13 protein-coding genes and 2 pseudogenes are annotated in these 13,918 nt (G+C 49.7%); 5 read left to right on the top strand and 10 right to left on the bottom strand.

The window, feature by feature from the left end; all coding sequences use genetic code 11:
- Positions 1 to 6 precede the first annotated feature (6 nt).
- Positions 7 to 546 (top strand): YfiR family protein, encoded by a 540-nt coding sequence (locus tag EYC82_RS15935; RefSeq protein WP_279250537.1) that lies wholly within the window; start codon positions 7 to 9, stop codon positions 544 to 546.
- A gap of 211 nt (positions 547 to 757) precedes the next feature.
- On the opposite strand, the gene EYC82_RS15930 is transcribed toward EYC82_RS15935, so the two are convergent.
- From EYC82_RS15930 to EYC82_RS15900, 9 genes and pseudogenes are all read right to left on the bottom strand, one after another.
- Positions 758 to 1,696, bottom strand: coding sequence for a hypothetical protein (locus tag EYC82_RS15930; RefSeq protein ID WP_279250536.1), 939 nt, complete (start codon positions 1,694 to 1,696; stop codon positions 758 to 760).
- A gap of 307 nt (positions 1,697 to 2,003) precedes the next feature.
- Positions 2,004 to 2,221 (bottom strand): annotated as a pseudogene (locus EYC82_RS18190) (IS6 family transposase); the annotation flags it as partial.
- A gap of 97 nt (positions 2,222 to 2,318) precedes the next feature.
- Positions 2,319 to 3,728, bottom strand: a complete 1,410-nt coding sequence (locus EYC82_RS15925; protein WP_279250535.1) for a phosphoinositide-specific phospholipase C-related protein — start codon at positions 3,726 to 3,728, stop codon at positions 2,319 to 2,321.
- Positions 3,729 to 4,033: 305 nt separating this feature from the next.
- Positions 4,034 to 4,147, bottom strand: a pseudogene (locus EYC82_RS18185) (IS6 family transposase); the annotation flags it as partial.
- Between the two features lie 141 nt (positions 4,148 to 4,288).
- Positions 4,289 to 4,672, bottom strand: coding sequence for a hypothetical protein (locus tag EYC82_RS15920; protein ID WP_279250534.1), 384 nt, complete (start codon positions 4,670 to 4,672; stop codon positions 4,289 to 4,291).
- Positions 4,673 to 4,827: 155 nt separating this feature from the next.
- Entirely contained in the window at positions 4,828 to 5,931 is a 1,104-nt protein-coding gene (locus EYC82_RS15915) for a linear amide C-N hydrolase (RefSeq protein WP_279250533.1), read from the bottom strand.
- 323 nt (positions 5,932 to 6,254) lie between these two features.
- Positions 6,255 to 6,563, bottom strand: a complete 309-nt coding sequence (locus EYC82_RS15910; RefSeq protein WP_279250532.1) for a hypothetical protein — start codon at positions 6,561 to 6,563, stop codon at positions 6,255 to 6,257.
- Positions 6,564 to 6,827: 264 nt separating this feature from the next.
- The gene (locus EYC82_RS15905) at positions 6,828 to 7,118 is read right to left on the bottom strand and encodes a hypothetical protein (RefSeq protein ID WP_279250531.1); all 291 of its coding nucleotides are present in this window, start codon (positions 7,116 to 7,118) and stop codon (positions 6,828 to 6,830) included.
- A gap of 206 nt (positions 7,119 to 7,324) precedes the next feature.
- Positions 7,325 to 8,191 (bottom strand): class I SAM-dependent methyltransferase, encoded by an 867-nt coding sequence (locus EYC82_RS15900; RefSeq protein WP_279250530.1) that lies wholly within the window; start codon positions 8,189 to 8,191, stop codon positions 7,325 to 7,327.
- 207 nt (positions 8,192 to 8,398) lie between these two features.
- Between EYC82_RS15900 and EYC82_RS15895 the strand changes: the two genes are divergently transcribed.
- The 4 genes from EYC82_RS15895 (at position 8,399) to egtD (ending at position 12,907) form a co-directional block, all read left to right on the top strand.
- Entirely contained in the window at positions 8,399 to 9,310 is a 912-nt protein-coding gene (locus EYC82_RS15895; protein WP_279250529.1) for a class I SAM-dependent methyltransferase, read from the top strand.
- Positions 9,307 to 10,332: a phytanoyl-CoA dioxygenase family protein gene (locus tag EYC82_RS15890; protein WP_279250528.1), complete on the top strand. Its 1,026-nt coding sequence runs from the start codon at positions 9,307 to 9,309 to the stop codon at positions 10,330 to 10,332. The genes EYC82_RS15895 and EYC82_RS15890 overlap by 4 nt, the downstream gene beginning before the upstream one ends.
- A gap of 18 nt (positions 10,333 to 10,350) precedes the next feature.
- On the top strand, positions 10,351 to 11,664 hold the full coding sequence (locus EYC82_RS15885; protein WP_279250527.1) for an MFS transporter: 1,314 nt from the start codon (positions 10,351 to 10,353) through the stop codon (positions 11,662 to 11,664).
- 298 nt (positions 11,665 to 11,962) lie between these two features.
- The gene (gene egtD / locus EYC82_RS15880; RefSeq protein ID WP_279250526.1) at positions 11,963 to 12,907 is read left to right on the top strand and encodes an L-histidine N(alpha)-methyltransferase; all 945 of its coding nucleotides are present in this window, start codon (positions 11,963 to 11,965) and stop codon (positions 12,905 to 12,907) included.
- Positions 12,908 to 13,215: 308 nt separating this feature from the next.
- Here egtD and EYC82_RS15875 read toward each other — a convergent pair whose 3' ends face one another.
- Positions 13,216 to 13,917: an amino acid ABC transporter permease gene (locus EYC82_RS15875; RefSeq protein WP_279250525.1), complete on the bottom strand. Its 702-nt coding sequence runs from the start codon at positions 13,915 to 13,917 to the stop codon at positions 13,216 to 13,218.
- Position 13,918 lies beyond the last annotated feature (1 nt).

The following is a 13,918-nucleotide window of genomic DNA, read 5'->3' as shown; positions in this document are numbered from 1 at the left end:
AAAGCAATGTCATGGATCTGCCGAATTAGTTGTGCCGCAGTAGCCGTGCTTTTTTTTGTGCTGTTTGTGTCGTCCCGCCCTGCATATGCTGCATCAAATCAAGACACTCTCAGCAAAGAGAATAAATTAAAAGCGGCCTATTTTCTCAATTTCATAGAGTTTATTAACTGGCCAAATGACTCTCAAAATTCCCCCGCTGCACTTCTCTATATATGCCTGCAGGACGAGGCGCCATTTGAAGAATTTTTTAGCGCTTTAGTGGACAATAGGCGTGCTAAAGGCAGTAAACCTGAGTTAAAGATTCAACGATTATCGGAGGCGAACCACTGCGACTACACCTATCTGCACCAACCGCTTGCAGAGGAAGATTTAAAGATGAAAGGCAACATTGTAGTGCTTGCATCAGACCAAATATCACAACAAGATGCTGCGATTACCTTTTTCATTACCAACCGTAAGCTACGCTTTGAAATAGATCTCGACACTATGCAAAAAAACCAGGTGACGGTAAGTTCGGAGCTGTTAAAGCTTGCCAAGATCAAGTAACACACGCATTTTCGGCCTAGAGATTACAAATTCCGTTCTTTCCTTCTGCTCTTCGAGCAGGGCTACAGATTGTCCCTGTGCGAGGTAACCACGCCACCGGCCGATAGGTAGAGGAGGCCATCTCCTCATTCGTCGCTCTCCGACCTGAGTCGCCCCACAGAATTGTTCCGCGCGGTTTGATCGGCCCGTCCGCCACGCCAGATCGTGAGGTTCAGTTCGGAGTCACTTTGTCGCGAACGCCCAGCTCGATACGTATTTCATGGAGAGGCTGGTTCGCGCGGGCGAAAAAGTCGATGTCCTGGAATACGTCGTAGAGAAGGGCCTTGCCTCGACTGATCGCATCAGCGATGCGTTCGGGCCCACCTGGCTGATCGAGGTTGTGGATATGACCCGGCGCCACCAAGCTTTGGAGCATGCCCGTCTCGAAAATGCTCACGGCGCCGATGAAGCCCAAGGTTGCGCCCGGCAGATTGCTCGCCGCAGCCTGAAAGGCGGTGACTTCCATTTCGCCCATGGGCGTCGTGTCGAAATCACCGAGGACATGAATCCAGTCGTGGCGAGCCAACGCTTCATTGGCAGACCCAACGCTTCCTGGCAGCTTGAAGTCTCTTGCCCGGTAGAAATCCCAGACATGTCGACCAATACTCCCTGCCGGACAGAATTCCAGCTTCGACCATTTTTCGATCGTCTCCGGCTCTTCTTCCATCGTGAAGGTAAAGGCCTGATCGCCATAACGCGAAAACAACTCCTGGAAGCGCGGATTTTGTCGGTCTAACTCACCAATCCAGTTGCATCGGTAGAAGTCTTGGAGTGCTGAATGGCTTGCATGGGTCGCCAGATCGCGCGCCAATTCCAGGCTAGCGCTCTCAACACCAAGAGAAGCGGCCCAATCTTCGATGTTCTGCTCGAGCCACATCGGAAGCGGCGAGGCCAATATTTCGGCCATGACCATCAACTCGATCAGTTCGACCCGTTGCTCTTGGGAAGCGAGTCCGGAAGCAGCTGCATCCATTGTCGTGCCCTGCAGCTTCTCGAAATCGACGTCGAGCCCAACCAGTCGCTCGAAGAGGACGTGTAGCAGTCTCGGTTGCAGAGGGGTTTCCCACCCGTCGGGACCTTTGCAAGCGGTCACAACGGCTTGGGCCAGCAAAGGGGCCTCCTCGTGGGTGCTATGGACAAGAAACATCTGCGGGGATCCTTTGCTCTTCGCGTATGAATAGCAGCCAGAGGTCTCACACTGCTTGCTTCGAAGTATAAACAATCTAATTGCGGTATTGGCAAGAAATTGAGTCGCCTCCTTCAGGTGTCATCGCCGAGAATGGGGTCATGTCGTCTCCGCCCGTGTCTTGTCGCATCGCCTTCGGCGCGCAACAGGGTCACACACCCTTATGCTTCGCACCATCCGTCCACGGGAAAGCCCTGATCCCGGACTGGCACGCGTCGCGAAGGCCAAGACCGCCATATCCCCGGTGCTTCCGCTTCAATCTTCGAGCGTATAGTGCGCCACACTTGATACACCCTGGACGGATAGCTTCACGGCTGACAGTGGGGCCTCATTGTGGAACAGACCCTCGATATCGCGGTGACTGAGGTTGAAACGGTAGCAGACCCAGACTGCGTAGAAGATGATATCAGGTGCGGGCGCCTCCCCAGAATCAGTGACGCTTACACGCAGTCATGCGCCGATCTAACAGCTTGGGCGCATTTCACTTTTCAACACCCTTCTCTTTGCGTGTCTTGAGATCGATTACTTGGACGCTCCCCCAGCGCCTTTAAAAACTACCTATCTCGTTGAGTGCGTCAATCGTAGACAGTGTGTCACCGATATCAACAAAGTCTACAGTCACGAAATTGGCTGTAGTGGCGTGAAATGCTTCACATTCGTTGATGCGATTAAGTAGTAGCGGGCTGAAGTTAACCTGTTCGGCGAGCGTCGGAGAGCCAAAGACGTTAGTGAGGAAATGATTGAAAATAAACAGGTCGTTGGCAGTCGAACCACGATTTTCGGTGCAGGAGAAGTCTCCCGGAGCGGACGCGGAAAACTGAGTTTCGAAAGCATTGTCCCAGACATTCATCAGCCACGGGTAGGATGGATTAACCGAAATGTCCTGCAGCACGACAAGGCGGGTGCCTGCGTCGATCATCTGTCCCAGTGTGGGCCAAGCGCCGCCGGCGTGTTGATAGGCGTAAGGTGTGAGATTGGCCGCATTGAAGGCATCGGCCGTAAGTGCATGGTTGAGGTAAGACTCGAGGATCAGAGTGACCACCGCGCCTGGGTTTACCTCAAGAAATTCGCGGATTTCGCTCAATCCATCGACCAGAAGCTGATTGCCGATGGAGCATAATACGTGGCACAAATAGGCCGTATTGGGGTCTACACCAGGCACCTGTATCTCCTGGCTGAGCGTATTGAGATCGCCAGCGCGGTAGGTATCCAGCATCAGGGCACGAACACCGGCCTCCAACTGAGCCGGAACATCCCAATTCTGGTTGGGGCCCAGCCAGCCGTTGGTTGAATTGGACATTGCGTTGTGCGTGGTGGCGTAGCGAACTTGATCGTATCTGCGACTGCACAAATGGGAGTAACCGTTGCAGCCATTGACGGTGACTAATTCGATTTCGCTGATGGCATTGGTGTCATCATCGGCAAGGACAAGCATCTCGTAGTCGCCCGGTTCAAACGCAGATGTATCGAGGGAGAAAGAAAAGGGTGGCGAGTTGTCTGTTTCGACCCACCCATCTGCGAGCCCTTTAGGGTAGAGCTGCACAGTAGTGGGGGTTATGGAGGCGAAGCTGACTTCAACGGTCAGCGTCTCATCAACAGCCGACCAACTCGAGGAGATCGTCATCCCGGGAGAGCTGCCGTCTTGCACAAAAACCGCGCGCAATGGCGGCATTGTCTGGCCCCAGCGCTGATCCACCGTTGCCCCCGGCACGTTAATCGCGCATGTCGGGAATTGTGCACCGCAACCTTCCCAGCCAGAAAACACCCAGCCCGCATGAGGCAGTGCCAAATAGGTAAGATTGTAATCCCCGGCGACATAATTGGCACACGGTTGGTTTTCCAATAAGCAATCATTAGTCCCTGTAGAGGAACTAATATCCCCTTCCCCAACAATTTCCAGCGGGTGAGAGCAAGCGGTAACGAGGGTCATCAGTAGAAGAGTGAAGATCGTTTTCATGATTCTGCCGTACGTTGGTGGGCTACTGGTCATCCTGAACCGGTAAGCAGCAGGCGTTAGCCGACGGCGCGGTGCGGATGCGAATTTTTGTTCACGACACGCAGTATAGTGGATCACGGGGCTTTGACAAAATCACTATCCATGCGGGTTTGCTGGGTGATCGCCGCAACAGAGATTCTCAGCCCGGGGCCAGCACCAAAATAGAGTCGAGAACGCGTTGAGAGATGCAAAGGGGGCGGTGTGAGTGCATTTCTTGGTATCGAAAAATTAACTCGCAAAGACCGACAAAATTCAGCCACCTGATCTCAGGCTACCGCCCCGCTCCACTCTGCATACGCACTTAGCCTTAGAACACGATAGTTCTGAGTCCTTGCCAGGTACCTCGTCAAATTAAATAGATTGCTAACAGCAGCATGCGCAGTGCTTATGGGGATCAGATTCATGTATGACAATAGTTGATAGCCGCGGCCGCGATAAATGGTTGTCGGCAGTCCGTTGTTCCTAATGCATTGATAGCAAAAGTAGCGTTTATCCTAGTGATACTTTTTGCACCATCGATACTAAAGATCGAACTCTTTTGCAGAGGTGGTGTGGTTAGCACTGTCTGCTTTACGATATAGCGTAGATGCTCGTTTAGTAACCCAGTTTTCACCATAAATAGATGATATCCAAAGGCGCAAAATCACCTCCAGCACTGGCCCCGGCTGGCGGCGAGGCTTTTGGCCAAAAGCTCGAACGTGAAGGTGGCCTCCGGCAGAATTGGCCGAACTCAGCTGCTGATCTTTTCGGCGGACTAGACAGCAGATGTGGGCCTCGATAACCAGACACCGGTGGCGGATGACATTGGTGTAGGTCCGAAAGAAACGCGCTTTACCGGCACCATTAATCAAGTGGTACTCGCGATCGAATAAGCCTTTAACAGGGACACCGATAAAAAAAGCCACTCTCAGGTGGCTTTTTTTAAATAGAACTCACACCGGACGCGCTGTCGGTCTTTTTGGGGATGGGTGCTTGCAAGTTAAGTCGTCAGTACTGTTTATGCCATTTGACGTAGCGATTATCCTGCTGATATTTCGGCTAGCGTGGCAATCTATAGACTCTATTCTAATAGCTGCGCGGTGAGATCATTATCAGGATATGGCAATTCGTCTACAACCCACACCATTGATCTACCAGATTTGAATACCTGATTTAAATCTATCTCTATGTAATTCGTACGATTCGAATAGCTCGCTATCTTCATGCGATTATTTTCAAGATCCTTTAGATTAATCCACTGCGTATAATCAGAGACAACCTGCTTATCAATGGTCGTTCTGGATACCCCTTTCGGTATGTCTACGTTGTTCAGCAAATGCGCCATCAATTGCACGGCATCGCGGCTGCCGTCAGGCTGATAGGCGAAATAGGTTAGATAGGTCGCTCGCACAAAACGACTGGGCGGGGTGTAGTCGGCTGACAGCCCAATTAATCCTCCGCCCTGACCAATTTCCGTAACATTAGTCCCCTCCACAACGATAGAAGTTGTTGCCGTATCTGTCAGCGACAGGTAGTTGCGAACATTATTAATATGCCAGTCGTACGTTGGGGCATTTGTCAGCACGTTCGCGACGTTGTCGTGGATTACCATTTGGCCTTGAACAAACTCTACGATGATGCTGTCGCCGCTGCGGTCGGTCAAAACAAAATGCAACCATGGTGGTGTCGGCGAACCTTCGACTTCACTGGGGTTGTACCAAACTTTATAGTTTGGCAATGCTGCTCTTAGTTCTTTTACAGTGCTATACATGCCAAGAACCAAGCTTCCAAAGTTTATAATCGAGACATACTCCTCGTCTTGAGAGGTTATTTTTTGATATTCAGTAAAGCCGGGTAAAAAATTCCCACTGAGACCTAGCCCAGCTTCATTTTGCCCCTCGAGAATCGCTGGAGATCCCTTTAGAACCGCTGGATAAATACCGACAAACGCATGCTTGCTAGACAGGGTTTTTGATGGCAAGTCGAGAAACTCAGGCGCGCTAATCAATACAGGGCTACCTTGCGGTTGAGACGTTAGCGTCCATTCCATATCAACAGCCCACTCCATTGTGCGACCAGCGATTACCGTGCCGTCTCTAGCTTTCAGGTTAATCGCCGTGCATGCGTTTGCTAACGGCGCAAAGGCAATGGATAACGCCACGATACTGCCTAGAAATTTTTTCATAAGATACCCTGCCACTATTCTTCGATTAATCACTCATCAGTATCCGCTTTTATATACTGTTGTCCGATTATTGCAACAGTCAATTTAAGGGCGGTTCAGCATCTATGACTCTACGACCGCAGCGAGTTCTCAGTAGTGGCTGTCTTGTTCGATATTGAGCTTATTGCTCAGTGCGCTTCTAATCGCCTTTGCTTAATCCGCTTTATATCCGACGGAGTCAGAAAACCTTTTAACGAGACCAGAATAATGGAGGAGACTATGCCTATTTTGGCCTCATTACTTGATGGCTGAGGTCCGGTCAAGAGTGCCTGTTGGCGATAAACTTATTCCGTGGGCTGTGGGTCGGCCAAAGCGAGTATAGCGAGAACAACAATTTGCGGGCGAACAAACGGATACGATACGCTATTGCCAGGCAACAGGATGACAAGGGTCATGAACTTTTTACCCTTGGTGAGGGTCAGTAGGCCTTCGGTGAGGTTCTGGATTGGGTCTGACGCAAGAATACCTACACCCTCTGAAACCAGGCTCAGCAACCGACCCAACTCGGGTCGGCATAGGTGCAGTTTCGTTGCCGGTAACCTGCGCTTTAGACAAAGGTCGTTACGATTATTCAACTTACTGAGAAGACTCACCACTCTCCCAGCTCCTCATAATTGGCAGGTCGAAGACGATCCGTCGCTGCCATTCAAATCCTTCTTGGCCCACCATATTTTTTTTTCTAGCTTTTATGTTGATTAGAGCTTCCGGCAATGGATACTGATCCATAGACTAATGTCGGCGGACATAGAGTCAGCACTCCTCGCGCTCGTAGCTCAGCTGGGTAGGGTAACTGGCTTCAAACCAGTGCATCGGGCGTTCGAATCTCTCCGGGCGCGCCAATCATCCCGACAGTTGAATCACCCTGCTGGAATCATCAAAGCAAAGACGAGCGCTCCGGCCCCCGCTATAGGCAGTAGGCGACTGATCGGTCGTGCCCCCGTCAATATTTGACTGACCCAATAGGCTACTGCAGTGGTCAACAAGAGATACAGCGCGATCTGACGATAATTGCTCATCAGCAACAAAAGACCAACACCCTGCGTGGTAGCTAATACGTAATCCATAGCGCTGGCACTGCGGCAGGCCCTTGAGGCCATTAATGAAAACAGCACAACGATCACACTATAAATGACAAAAGAATCCCTCATACTACCTGGCTCGCTACTTCAAATGTATCAGAGTCCAACACCTGTGTCCCTCTCTGCCAATCGGGCGGCAACCCCTGGGCAGGACACCGGTCGGACCATGGGATCAGCTAGGGGGGGGTACTGACCGTGATATGTCGCTCCGTGAGACCGTCTTCAATACCCCTGTGACTGAGATCGAAGCGGCAGATATGCCTTAAAAAACATGCCTAGCCTTTCTTGCATCGAAAAATATCGACCGGATGTGGCAGACATGTCGTCGTGCCTTGCTCTTCGCTAATTGACATTAAGAATTCGGAAATGTCGTTGCGCAACCCTGTCGGCAGTTGATCTGCCCGGGTTTGCACGATGAAGTCCACAATGTTTCGCCCTTCTTCGGTCGATTCTCCGAAACATTCGTTCACGTTCAGATTGGCATTAACGCGGGTTTCCTCATAGTCTAATCCGCGCGCATCGAAGTGGGCCCGTACGTTATCGCTAAACCAACTTTTCTGTTCCATCTGGCGTTGCCACATAAGATTGGCAATGGTGTTCAGCTCTTCGTCAGGGGCTATCACGATAATCAATTCTCCGCCGGGTTTTAGTGCTCGCATTGCGGCATCGATGGCATCGTTGCGGTCTTCCAAATAGTAGATGGATTGCACAAAGAGAATCAGGTCGAATTCGTTTTCAAAGGTTTGCTCGCCAAACCTTTGCACGAGAACAGAAACGTCGACTTGATCGCATCTCTGAGACCCCATTGCTTGTAAGAACTCAGCGGCGGAAATTTCATTTGGCTCAATGCCGAGATACCTAACCTGGTTCATCCGTGCCCGCGCATACCCTAAAATTCGCTCGTCGAAAGCACCTGTGCCACAGCCAACACTCAAAATAGTATTGGCGTCTTGCGACATTTTGGAGACAACGTTAGCTTCGAACCAACCTAAGAGCCCAGGTCGTTGATCGCTATTGGCTTCAAATATTTCGAGACATTGCGCGTAATAACTATTGTTTAAAGGGTGTATCTCCCCTAGACCTGTTACCGCGCGGTCAATCGACCCGATCATCTTGCTTTGATGTGCCGTATATAAACTCATAGATGAACCAATAAACCCCTAAAGTGAACGCTTTTGCGCAAAGATACGCTCGCTTGCACGACCGATGGCGTACACTAACAGAGTTTCCGAAAATTTTACTGGGTTATTGATGGCCTGCTTCCTTTTGAGCAGAGAGCATCGTCTGACAACGATACTGAGAGTCACATTGCGAATCACACAGAAGATCACATGAATTGGAGCCAAAACATGAGTCGATCCCTTCCTGCCGCCACAGATGCCGACACCTTTGATCGGAGTTGTGCTCACTGGAGCGCCGACGGTCGTGACGGTATGGACAACTTTTATACCTATGCGACAGTCGATTACAGGCATTTGGCCGACTTGATCGACTGGCCTGCTTTGCTGACATCGTTGTCACAGCAAACAGGCGCTCTCCAATTGGCAGATTTGGCCTGCGGCAGCGGTAAGTTCCCGGGGGCACTATTGGAGCATACAACACTGTCTGAGTTGATGAGTGCTGAAAGCAAATCGACTCAAGTGCTGTACGACCTTTTGGATCCCAGTATTTTTGCAATCGAGGAAGCGGCAGCCGTACTCAAGCCACCTTTTGTAGAACGCGACCACTATTGCTGCAGGCTGCAGGACTGGCAGCCAAATCCAGAGACTTATGATCTCTGCTGGGCAACCCACGCACTTTATTGCGTGCCGGCCGAGGAGATGAGCGAATGCATGGCTATTTTGAGAGGTGCCATAAGGCCCGGCGGTATCGGCGTCGTGGCTCAGTCGAATCGCAGTGGCCACTATAGCTGGTTCTATGAGCATTTCTTAGACAGCATCCACGGTGGCAATGGCACGCGTTTCAGTACCGCCGAAGATGTCTATGACGCTGCTAACAATGTTGGATTTGAAAGGCAACGGCGCACGCTTGATTATAAAACCGTTATTGACGAAAAGGATCACCAAGCACTCGAATCCTACCTACAGCGTTGCGCTTTTGATGATTCCATATCGTTGGATCGAATGATGAAAAGTGGGTCTTTGGGGCAATATTTGACGAGCGCCAAACGCCAGGGTGCCTATCGTTTTCAGCAATCTGTTGACGTTGTCGTGTTTGGAGATGATTTATCTTCTTTCAATTTTTGGATGCAAGACAAGTGACAGAACCTTCTAAATCGCAGCGCAAACCTGAGTCCTCTGACTATTTGTCCAAGGCCCACAAAAAAAGCGAAGACGTCGCATCGCAGTGGGATCAAGACAACCAGCAATGGTGGAATTGGTACATGACGCTCGCAGAGAACGAGCATGATCAAAATAGTCCTGCGGTTCAAGTAGCGACCCCCACTGAGCAAGCACCGATTGAAGTTGACCAATCAATACTCGCGCAGCTAGAGGCTGATCTTTCAGTGCCTTACCAGTTGTCTTCGGATTCTATCGATCAATTTGCCGCGAATGGTTACATCAAACTTAAAAACGTCATCAACGCTGAACATCTAACGCTTCTTAGACAACGCATTAATAGCATTTTAATTAATGCATTGGGTGTCGAAACTGACTTGGCTTTTCGAAGTGATGAAATGATGTGGCTTCACGACGAACTCGTGCGGCATTTCGTTTTGAGCAAACGCATCGCGCAAATTGCGAGCGAACTCCTGGGTGTACAAGCGGTACGTCTTTATCACGACAATGCGTTATCAAAAGAACCCGGCTGTGGGCGCACACCCTGGCATTATGATTACCATCACTTTCCAATCGACAGCCAAAATGTCTGTACCGCCTGGATTCCGTTGCAGCCTATCCCACGGGAAATGGGCCCGCTTGCATTTGCCGCGGGAATAGAAACATACAAACTCGTTAAAGACCTGTCTTTTAACAAGTTTGACTCAAGCTATGACAGGCAGTTGAGCCAAATTTTCGCGGATAGAGATATTCGTATTGATGATAGTGGCTTTGAGTTGGGCGAGATCAGCTTTCATCATACCTTATCGTTTCATACCGCCGGGGCAAATAGGACTAACGAATCCCGTATGGCATTAGCGACAACCTATTTCGAAGACGGAGCACGTCTTGTCTCAAATCCGACCATGATTTCCGGTGAATTTCAAAAATTTATGCCGGCAATCGAACCAGGAGATATCATCAACAGTGCATACAATCCTGTATGCCATCTACGCGCTGATTGATCTGCAAAAGAGAATTTTATGAGTCGGTCTGAAAAACAAATGCTCGGTATCAACTATGCGGATTTTCCGCATTTGATGACAATGACAGCCCTTATTATCGCGGGTGAGGCCATATTCTCCCTGCCATTTCACGTGACCCGATTCTTTCGTCCTACATTTTTAGAGGTTTTTGAGTTCAGTAATATGCAGTTGGGGCTTGTGCAAGCCTCGTATGGCGTTATTGCAATGCTGGCCTATTTCCCAGGAGGGCAACTCGCCGATATGTATTCCGCCCGTAAACTTTTGGCCGCCTCTTTGGTTGCGACTGGGCTTGGCGGATTTTATTTTGCGCAGATTCCATCGTATCAGAGCCTGCACTTACTGTTTGGCTTTTGGGGCTTTACCACCATCCTGTTATTTTGGGGTGCACTGATCCGAGCGACCCGCGAATGGGGTGCCGTCTCAGCGCAAGGTCGCGCATTTGGGATACTAGATGGTGGCCGTGGGTTATTTGCGGCATTGGTCGGGGTCGCTGCGGTTTTAGTCTTTCGTAGTTTTTTTCCCTCCGATGTGGCGCTCGCGAGTGACGCTGAACGGATTATGGCGCTTCAGAATGTAATCTATTGCTATACCGCATTCACATTTTTGGCAGTGCCTTTGGTTTGGCTGTTGGTACCCGAACCTACCGTCGACCTCGTAAACTCAAACTCAAATTTCAATGCCCACAGATCTGGTCTGGTAAGACGAACGATTGATGTCATGAGATTGCCAACAGTTTGGTTACAGTCACTCATTATTGTAGCGGCCTATGTTGGATATAAGGGTATCGACAATTATTCTCTATTTGCCTATACAGCTTATGGGTTGAATGAAGTTGAAGCTGCTGAATTGACTGCCTATAGCGTTTGGATTCGTCCGGTCGCGGCCGTTGGTGCGGGCCTTCTGGCGGACCGTATCTTGCCGTCTCGAGCAACAGCTCTATGTTTTACGCTAATGATAATTTGCTTTGGATTTCTCTCCTTCGACGCCCCTGATGTGTCTCAGATTTGGATACTGTTCGCGAATGTGATTGTCACGAGTGCTGCTGTATTTGGCCTGCGCGGCATCTATTTTGCGATGTTCGAAGAGGGTAAGGTCTCAGGAGTCGAGACTGGTACCGCGACAGGGCTGGTTTCTGTCATTGGATTTACGCCGGATATTTTTATGGGTCCCATGTCCGGCTGGATTTTGGATAGATCGCCCGGTTTGCAGGGCCATCAAGACTTTTATCTTCTGATGACCTGCTTCGCATTTCTCGGACTGGTTGCAAGCGTGTTGTTCTATCGTTTCGCGAGAAAGCCTGCGCTCAGCTGAACCCAAAGGGCAATCGAGTGGCCATTGAGTAGTAAAAGACTCGCAACCGGCGGCAAGCAACCGTGGACTTGTCAATTCGTAAGCTATCGGTACAGAGCGTGAATTGAGTTGAATCCCGTCAAAAACAGACCGGCATGCTCTTTATTTTCGTGTAATCGTCTTACCGCTCAATTTTTCTGTAAACTACGCACCGCACATTGTGCGATTGCAGCCACTATCACTTCTGCAATTTAACAGTCATACACATTCACGCTATAAGGCGTTGGTTTTAGATTGATCGACGCGGCGAGGCTAAATAATGCTTGAAACGGCCAATGGTTCCCAGAATACGTTCGAAGACGACGTCATTGATGGACTTTCTCAAGTTCAGAAAACCATTCCTTGCCGATGGTTGTATGACGAAAGGGGCTCAGAACTTTTTGAGGAAATTACCGTGCTGCCGGAATATTACCCGACCCGCACGGAAACCGGCATTTTGTCGCAATACGCGGTTGAAATCGCAGATCATGTCGGCCCTCACGCAACAGTGGTCGAGTATGGCGCTGGCGCCTCGGTCAAAACCCGGATACTCATCGATGCGCTTGAAGAAGTCAGTACTTATATACCCGTTGATATCTCTGCAGAATTTTTGCAAACCAGTGCCGCATCATTGCAGAAAGACTACCCAAACCTGGATATTGAACCCGTTGTCGCTGACTTTTTGTCGACCGTCGATTTACCTGAAAAATCAGCCGAAGGTGCGCGAGTCGGTTTCTTTCCCGGGTCTACCATCGGCAATCTGGAGAGCTCAGAAATTACAGGCTTCATGCAGCGCGCGCGTGAGGACTTAGGCGCAGGTGCACAATTTGTTCTGGGTGCAGATTTAAAAAAGGACCCCAATATTCTGATTCCGGCGTACGACGATTCTGCCGGCATCACATCTGAATTCAATCTCAATTTGTTAAGACGCATTAACGGAGAGTTAGACGCAAACTTTGATGTCGCTTCTTTCAACCATGAAGCAAGATGGAACGACCATGACGCAAGAATCGAGATGCATCTGGTGAGCGAGCGAGACCAATCTGTTGAAATATCAGGGAAAACATTCGATTTCCGGCAGGGTGAAACTGTTCATACTGAAAACTCACGAAAGTTCGAGATCGATGTCCTTAAAAAACTGATAGGGCAATGTGGCTGGCAAATGGCAGATAGCTGGGTAGACGAAGACAGTCTCTTTTCGGTGCTGCTTTTCAAAGCAATTTAAAACCTGACACGTTACTGAAAAATCAAGTCGCTGGACCCGAAGATATTCAGCCTCTGACGATCAGGCTACTGCCCTACTCTATTCAGCGAACGCACTTACCCTGAGATCACGGTAATGTTCAGCCCGAATCAAGTGCCTTCCCGAATTCACCAAATTGGTAATGACAAGGTAACTCTGGGTCATGAACTGACACTACACAAGTCTGCATAGATTGATTAAACATATGTCCCAAGGCCCCAAATTTCGCTCTATTGGGATGGTAACCTAGCTTGCGACACCCAGTTTTTGCACCAAAATAACGTAACTTATCAGTAGCGAGAGTTGGCCTTACGTGTCGGGCGATGTGTGCCGGGAATGGCGAGACGCCGCTCAAGCCACATCGAACAAAGCACGACGACCGAGACCATCGCCAGGTAGACCACACCAGCCAGTGTATATGCCTTGAAGAACTGAAAATTGGTTGAAGCCAGTTCCTGAATACGCGCAAAAAATTCTGTGTACTGGATCAGGAATGCGACAGACGTGTCCTTGATATTTCTGATCACCTGGTTTGTCATCGCCGGAACAGACAATCGCAGCACCTGCGGCAGTATGATCAGCCGAAATGTTTGAAATTGACTGAAGCCTTGTGCCTGAGCCGCGTCAAGCTCCGATTGCTCCAGACCATTGTAGGCAGTTTTCAGGTAGGCGGCGTTGTAGGCGCCAATATTAAGTGTGAAGCCGATCAGGGCCACCGTCAGAGGGGACCATCTGACGCCAATTGTCGGCATACCGTAATACATAAGAAACAATAGGACGATCAGTGGCATGCCAATGAAAAATGAAATGTAGCCGCGCATGAAGAGTCTGACAAGACTATTCTGGCTCAACGTCAGGTAGAATACCAAAATACCAAACACAAACCCTGTGATACTGATGCTTGTTGCAAGCAAGAGAGTGTTCTCAAGGCCGCTCATGATTAACGGCAGTTGCTCAATCAAATCATCAGAAAAAACTTTCCAGTCCGACATC

Origin of the sequence: Candidatus Marimicrobium litorale (assembly GCF_026262645.1) — a bacterium.
In the GTDB taxonomy this organism is placed as follows: domain Bacteria; phylum Pseudomonadota; class Gammaproteobacteria; order Pseudomonadales; family Halieaceae; genus Marimicrobium; species Marimicrobium litorale.
The sequence above is the reverse complement of the archived record's forward strand: the minus strand, read 5'-3'. Positions and strand labels throughout refer to the sequence as shown.

Coding starts and splice junctions, on each gene's coding strand:
- EYC82_RS15925 (WP_279250535.1), bottom strand. CDS start 3,728: ATGAAAACGATCTTCACTCTTCTACTGATGACCCTCGTTACCGCTTGC.
- egtD (WP_279250526.1), top strand. CDS start 11,963: ATGCTTGAAACGGCCAATGGTTCCCAGAATACGTTCGAAGACGACGTC.
- EYC82_RS15905 (WP_279250531.1), bottom strand. CDS start 7,118: ATGAGGGATTCTTTTGTCATTTATAGTGTGATCGTTGTGCTGTTTTCA.
- EYC82_RS15885 (WP_279250527.1), top strand. CDS start 10,351: ATGAGTCGGTCTGAAAAACAAATGCTCGGTATCAACTATGCGGATTTT.
- EYC82_RS15895 (WP_279250529.1), top strand. CDS start 8,399: ATGAGTCGATCCCTTCCTGCCGCCACAGATGCCGACACCTTTGATCGG.
- EYC82_RS15935 (WP_279250537.1), top strand. CDS start 7: ATGTCATGGATCTGCCGAATTAGTTGTGCCGCAGTAGCCGTGCTTTTT.
- EYC82_RS15875 (WP_279250525.1), bottom strand. CDS start 13,917: ATGTCGGACTGGAAAGTTTTTTCTGATGATTTGATTGAGCAACTGCCG.
- EYC82_RS15915 (WP_279250533.1), bottom strand. CDS start 5,931: ATGAAAAAATTTCTAGGCAGTATCGTGGCGTTATCCATTGCCTTTGCG.
- EYC82_RS15900 (WP_279250530.1), bottom strand. CDS start 8,191: ATGAGTTTATATACGGCACATCAAAGCAAGATGATCGGGTCGATTGAC.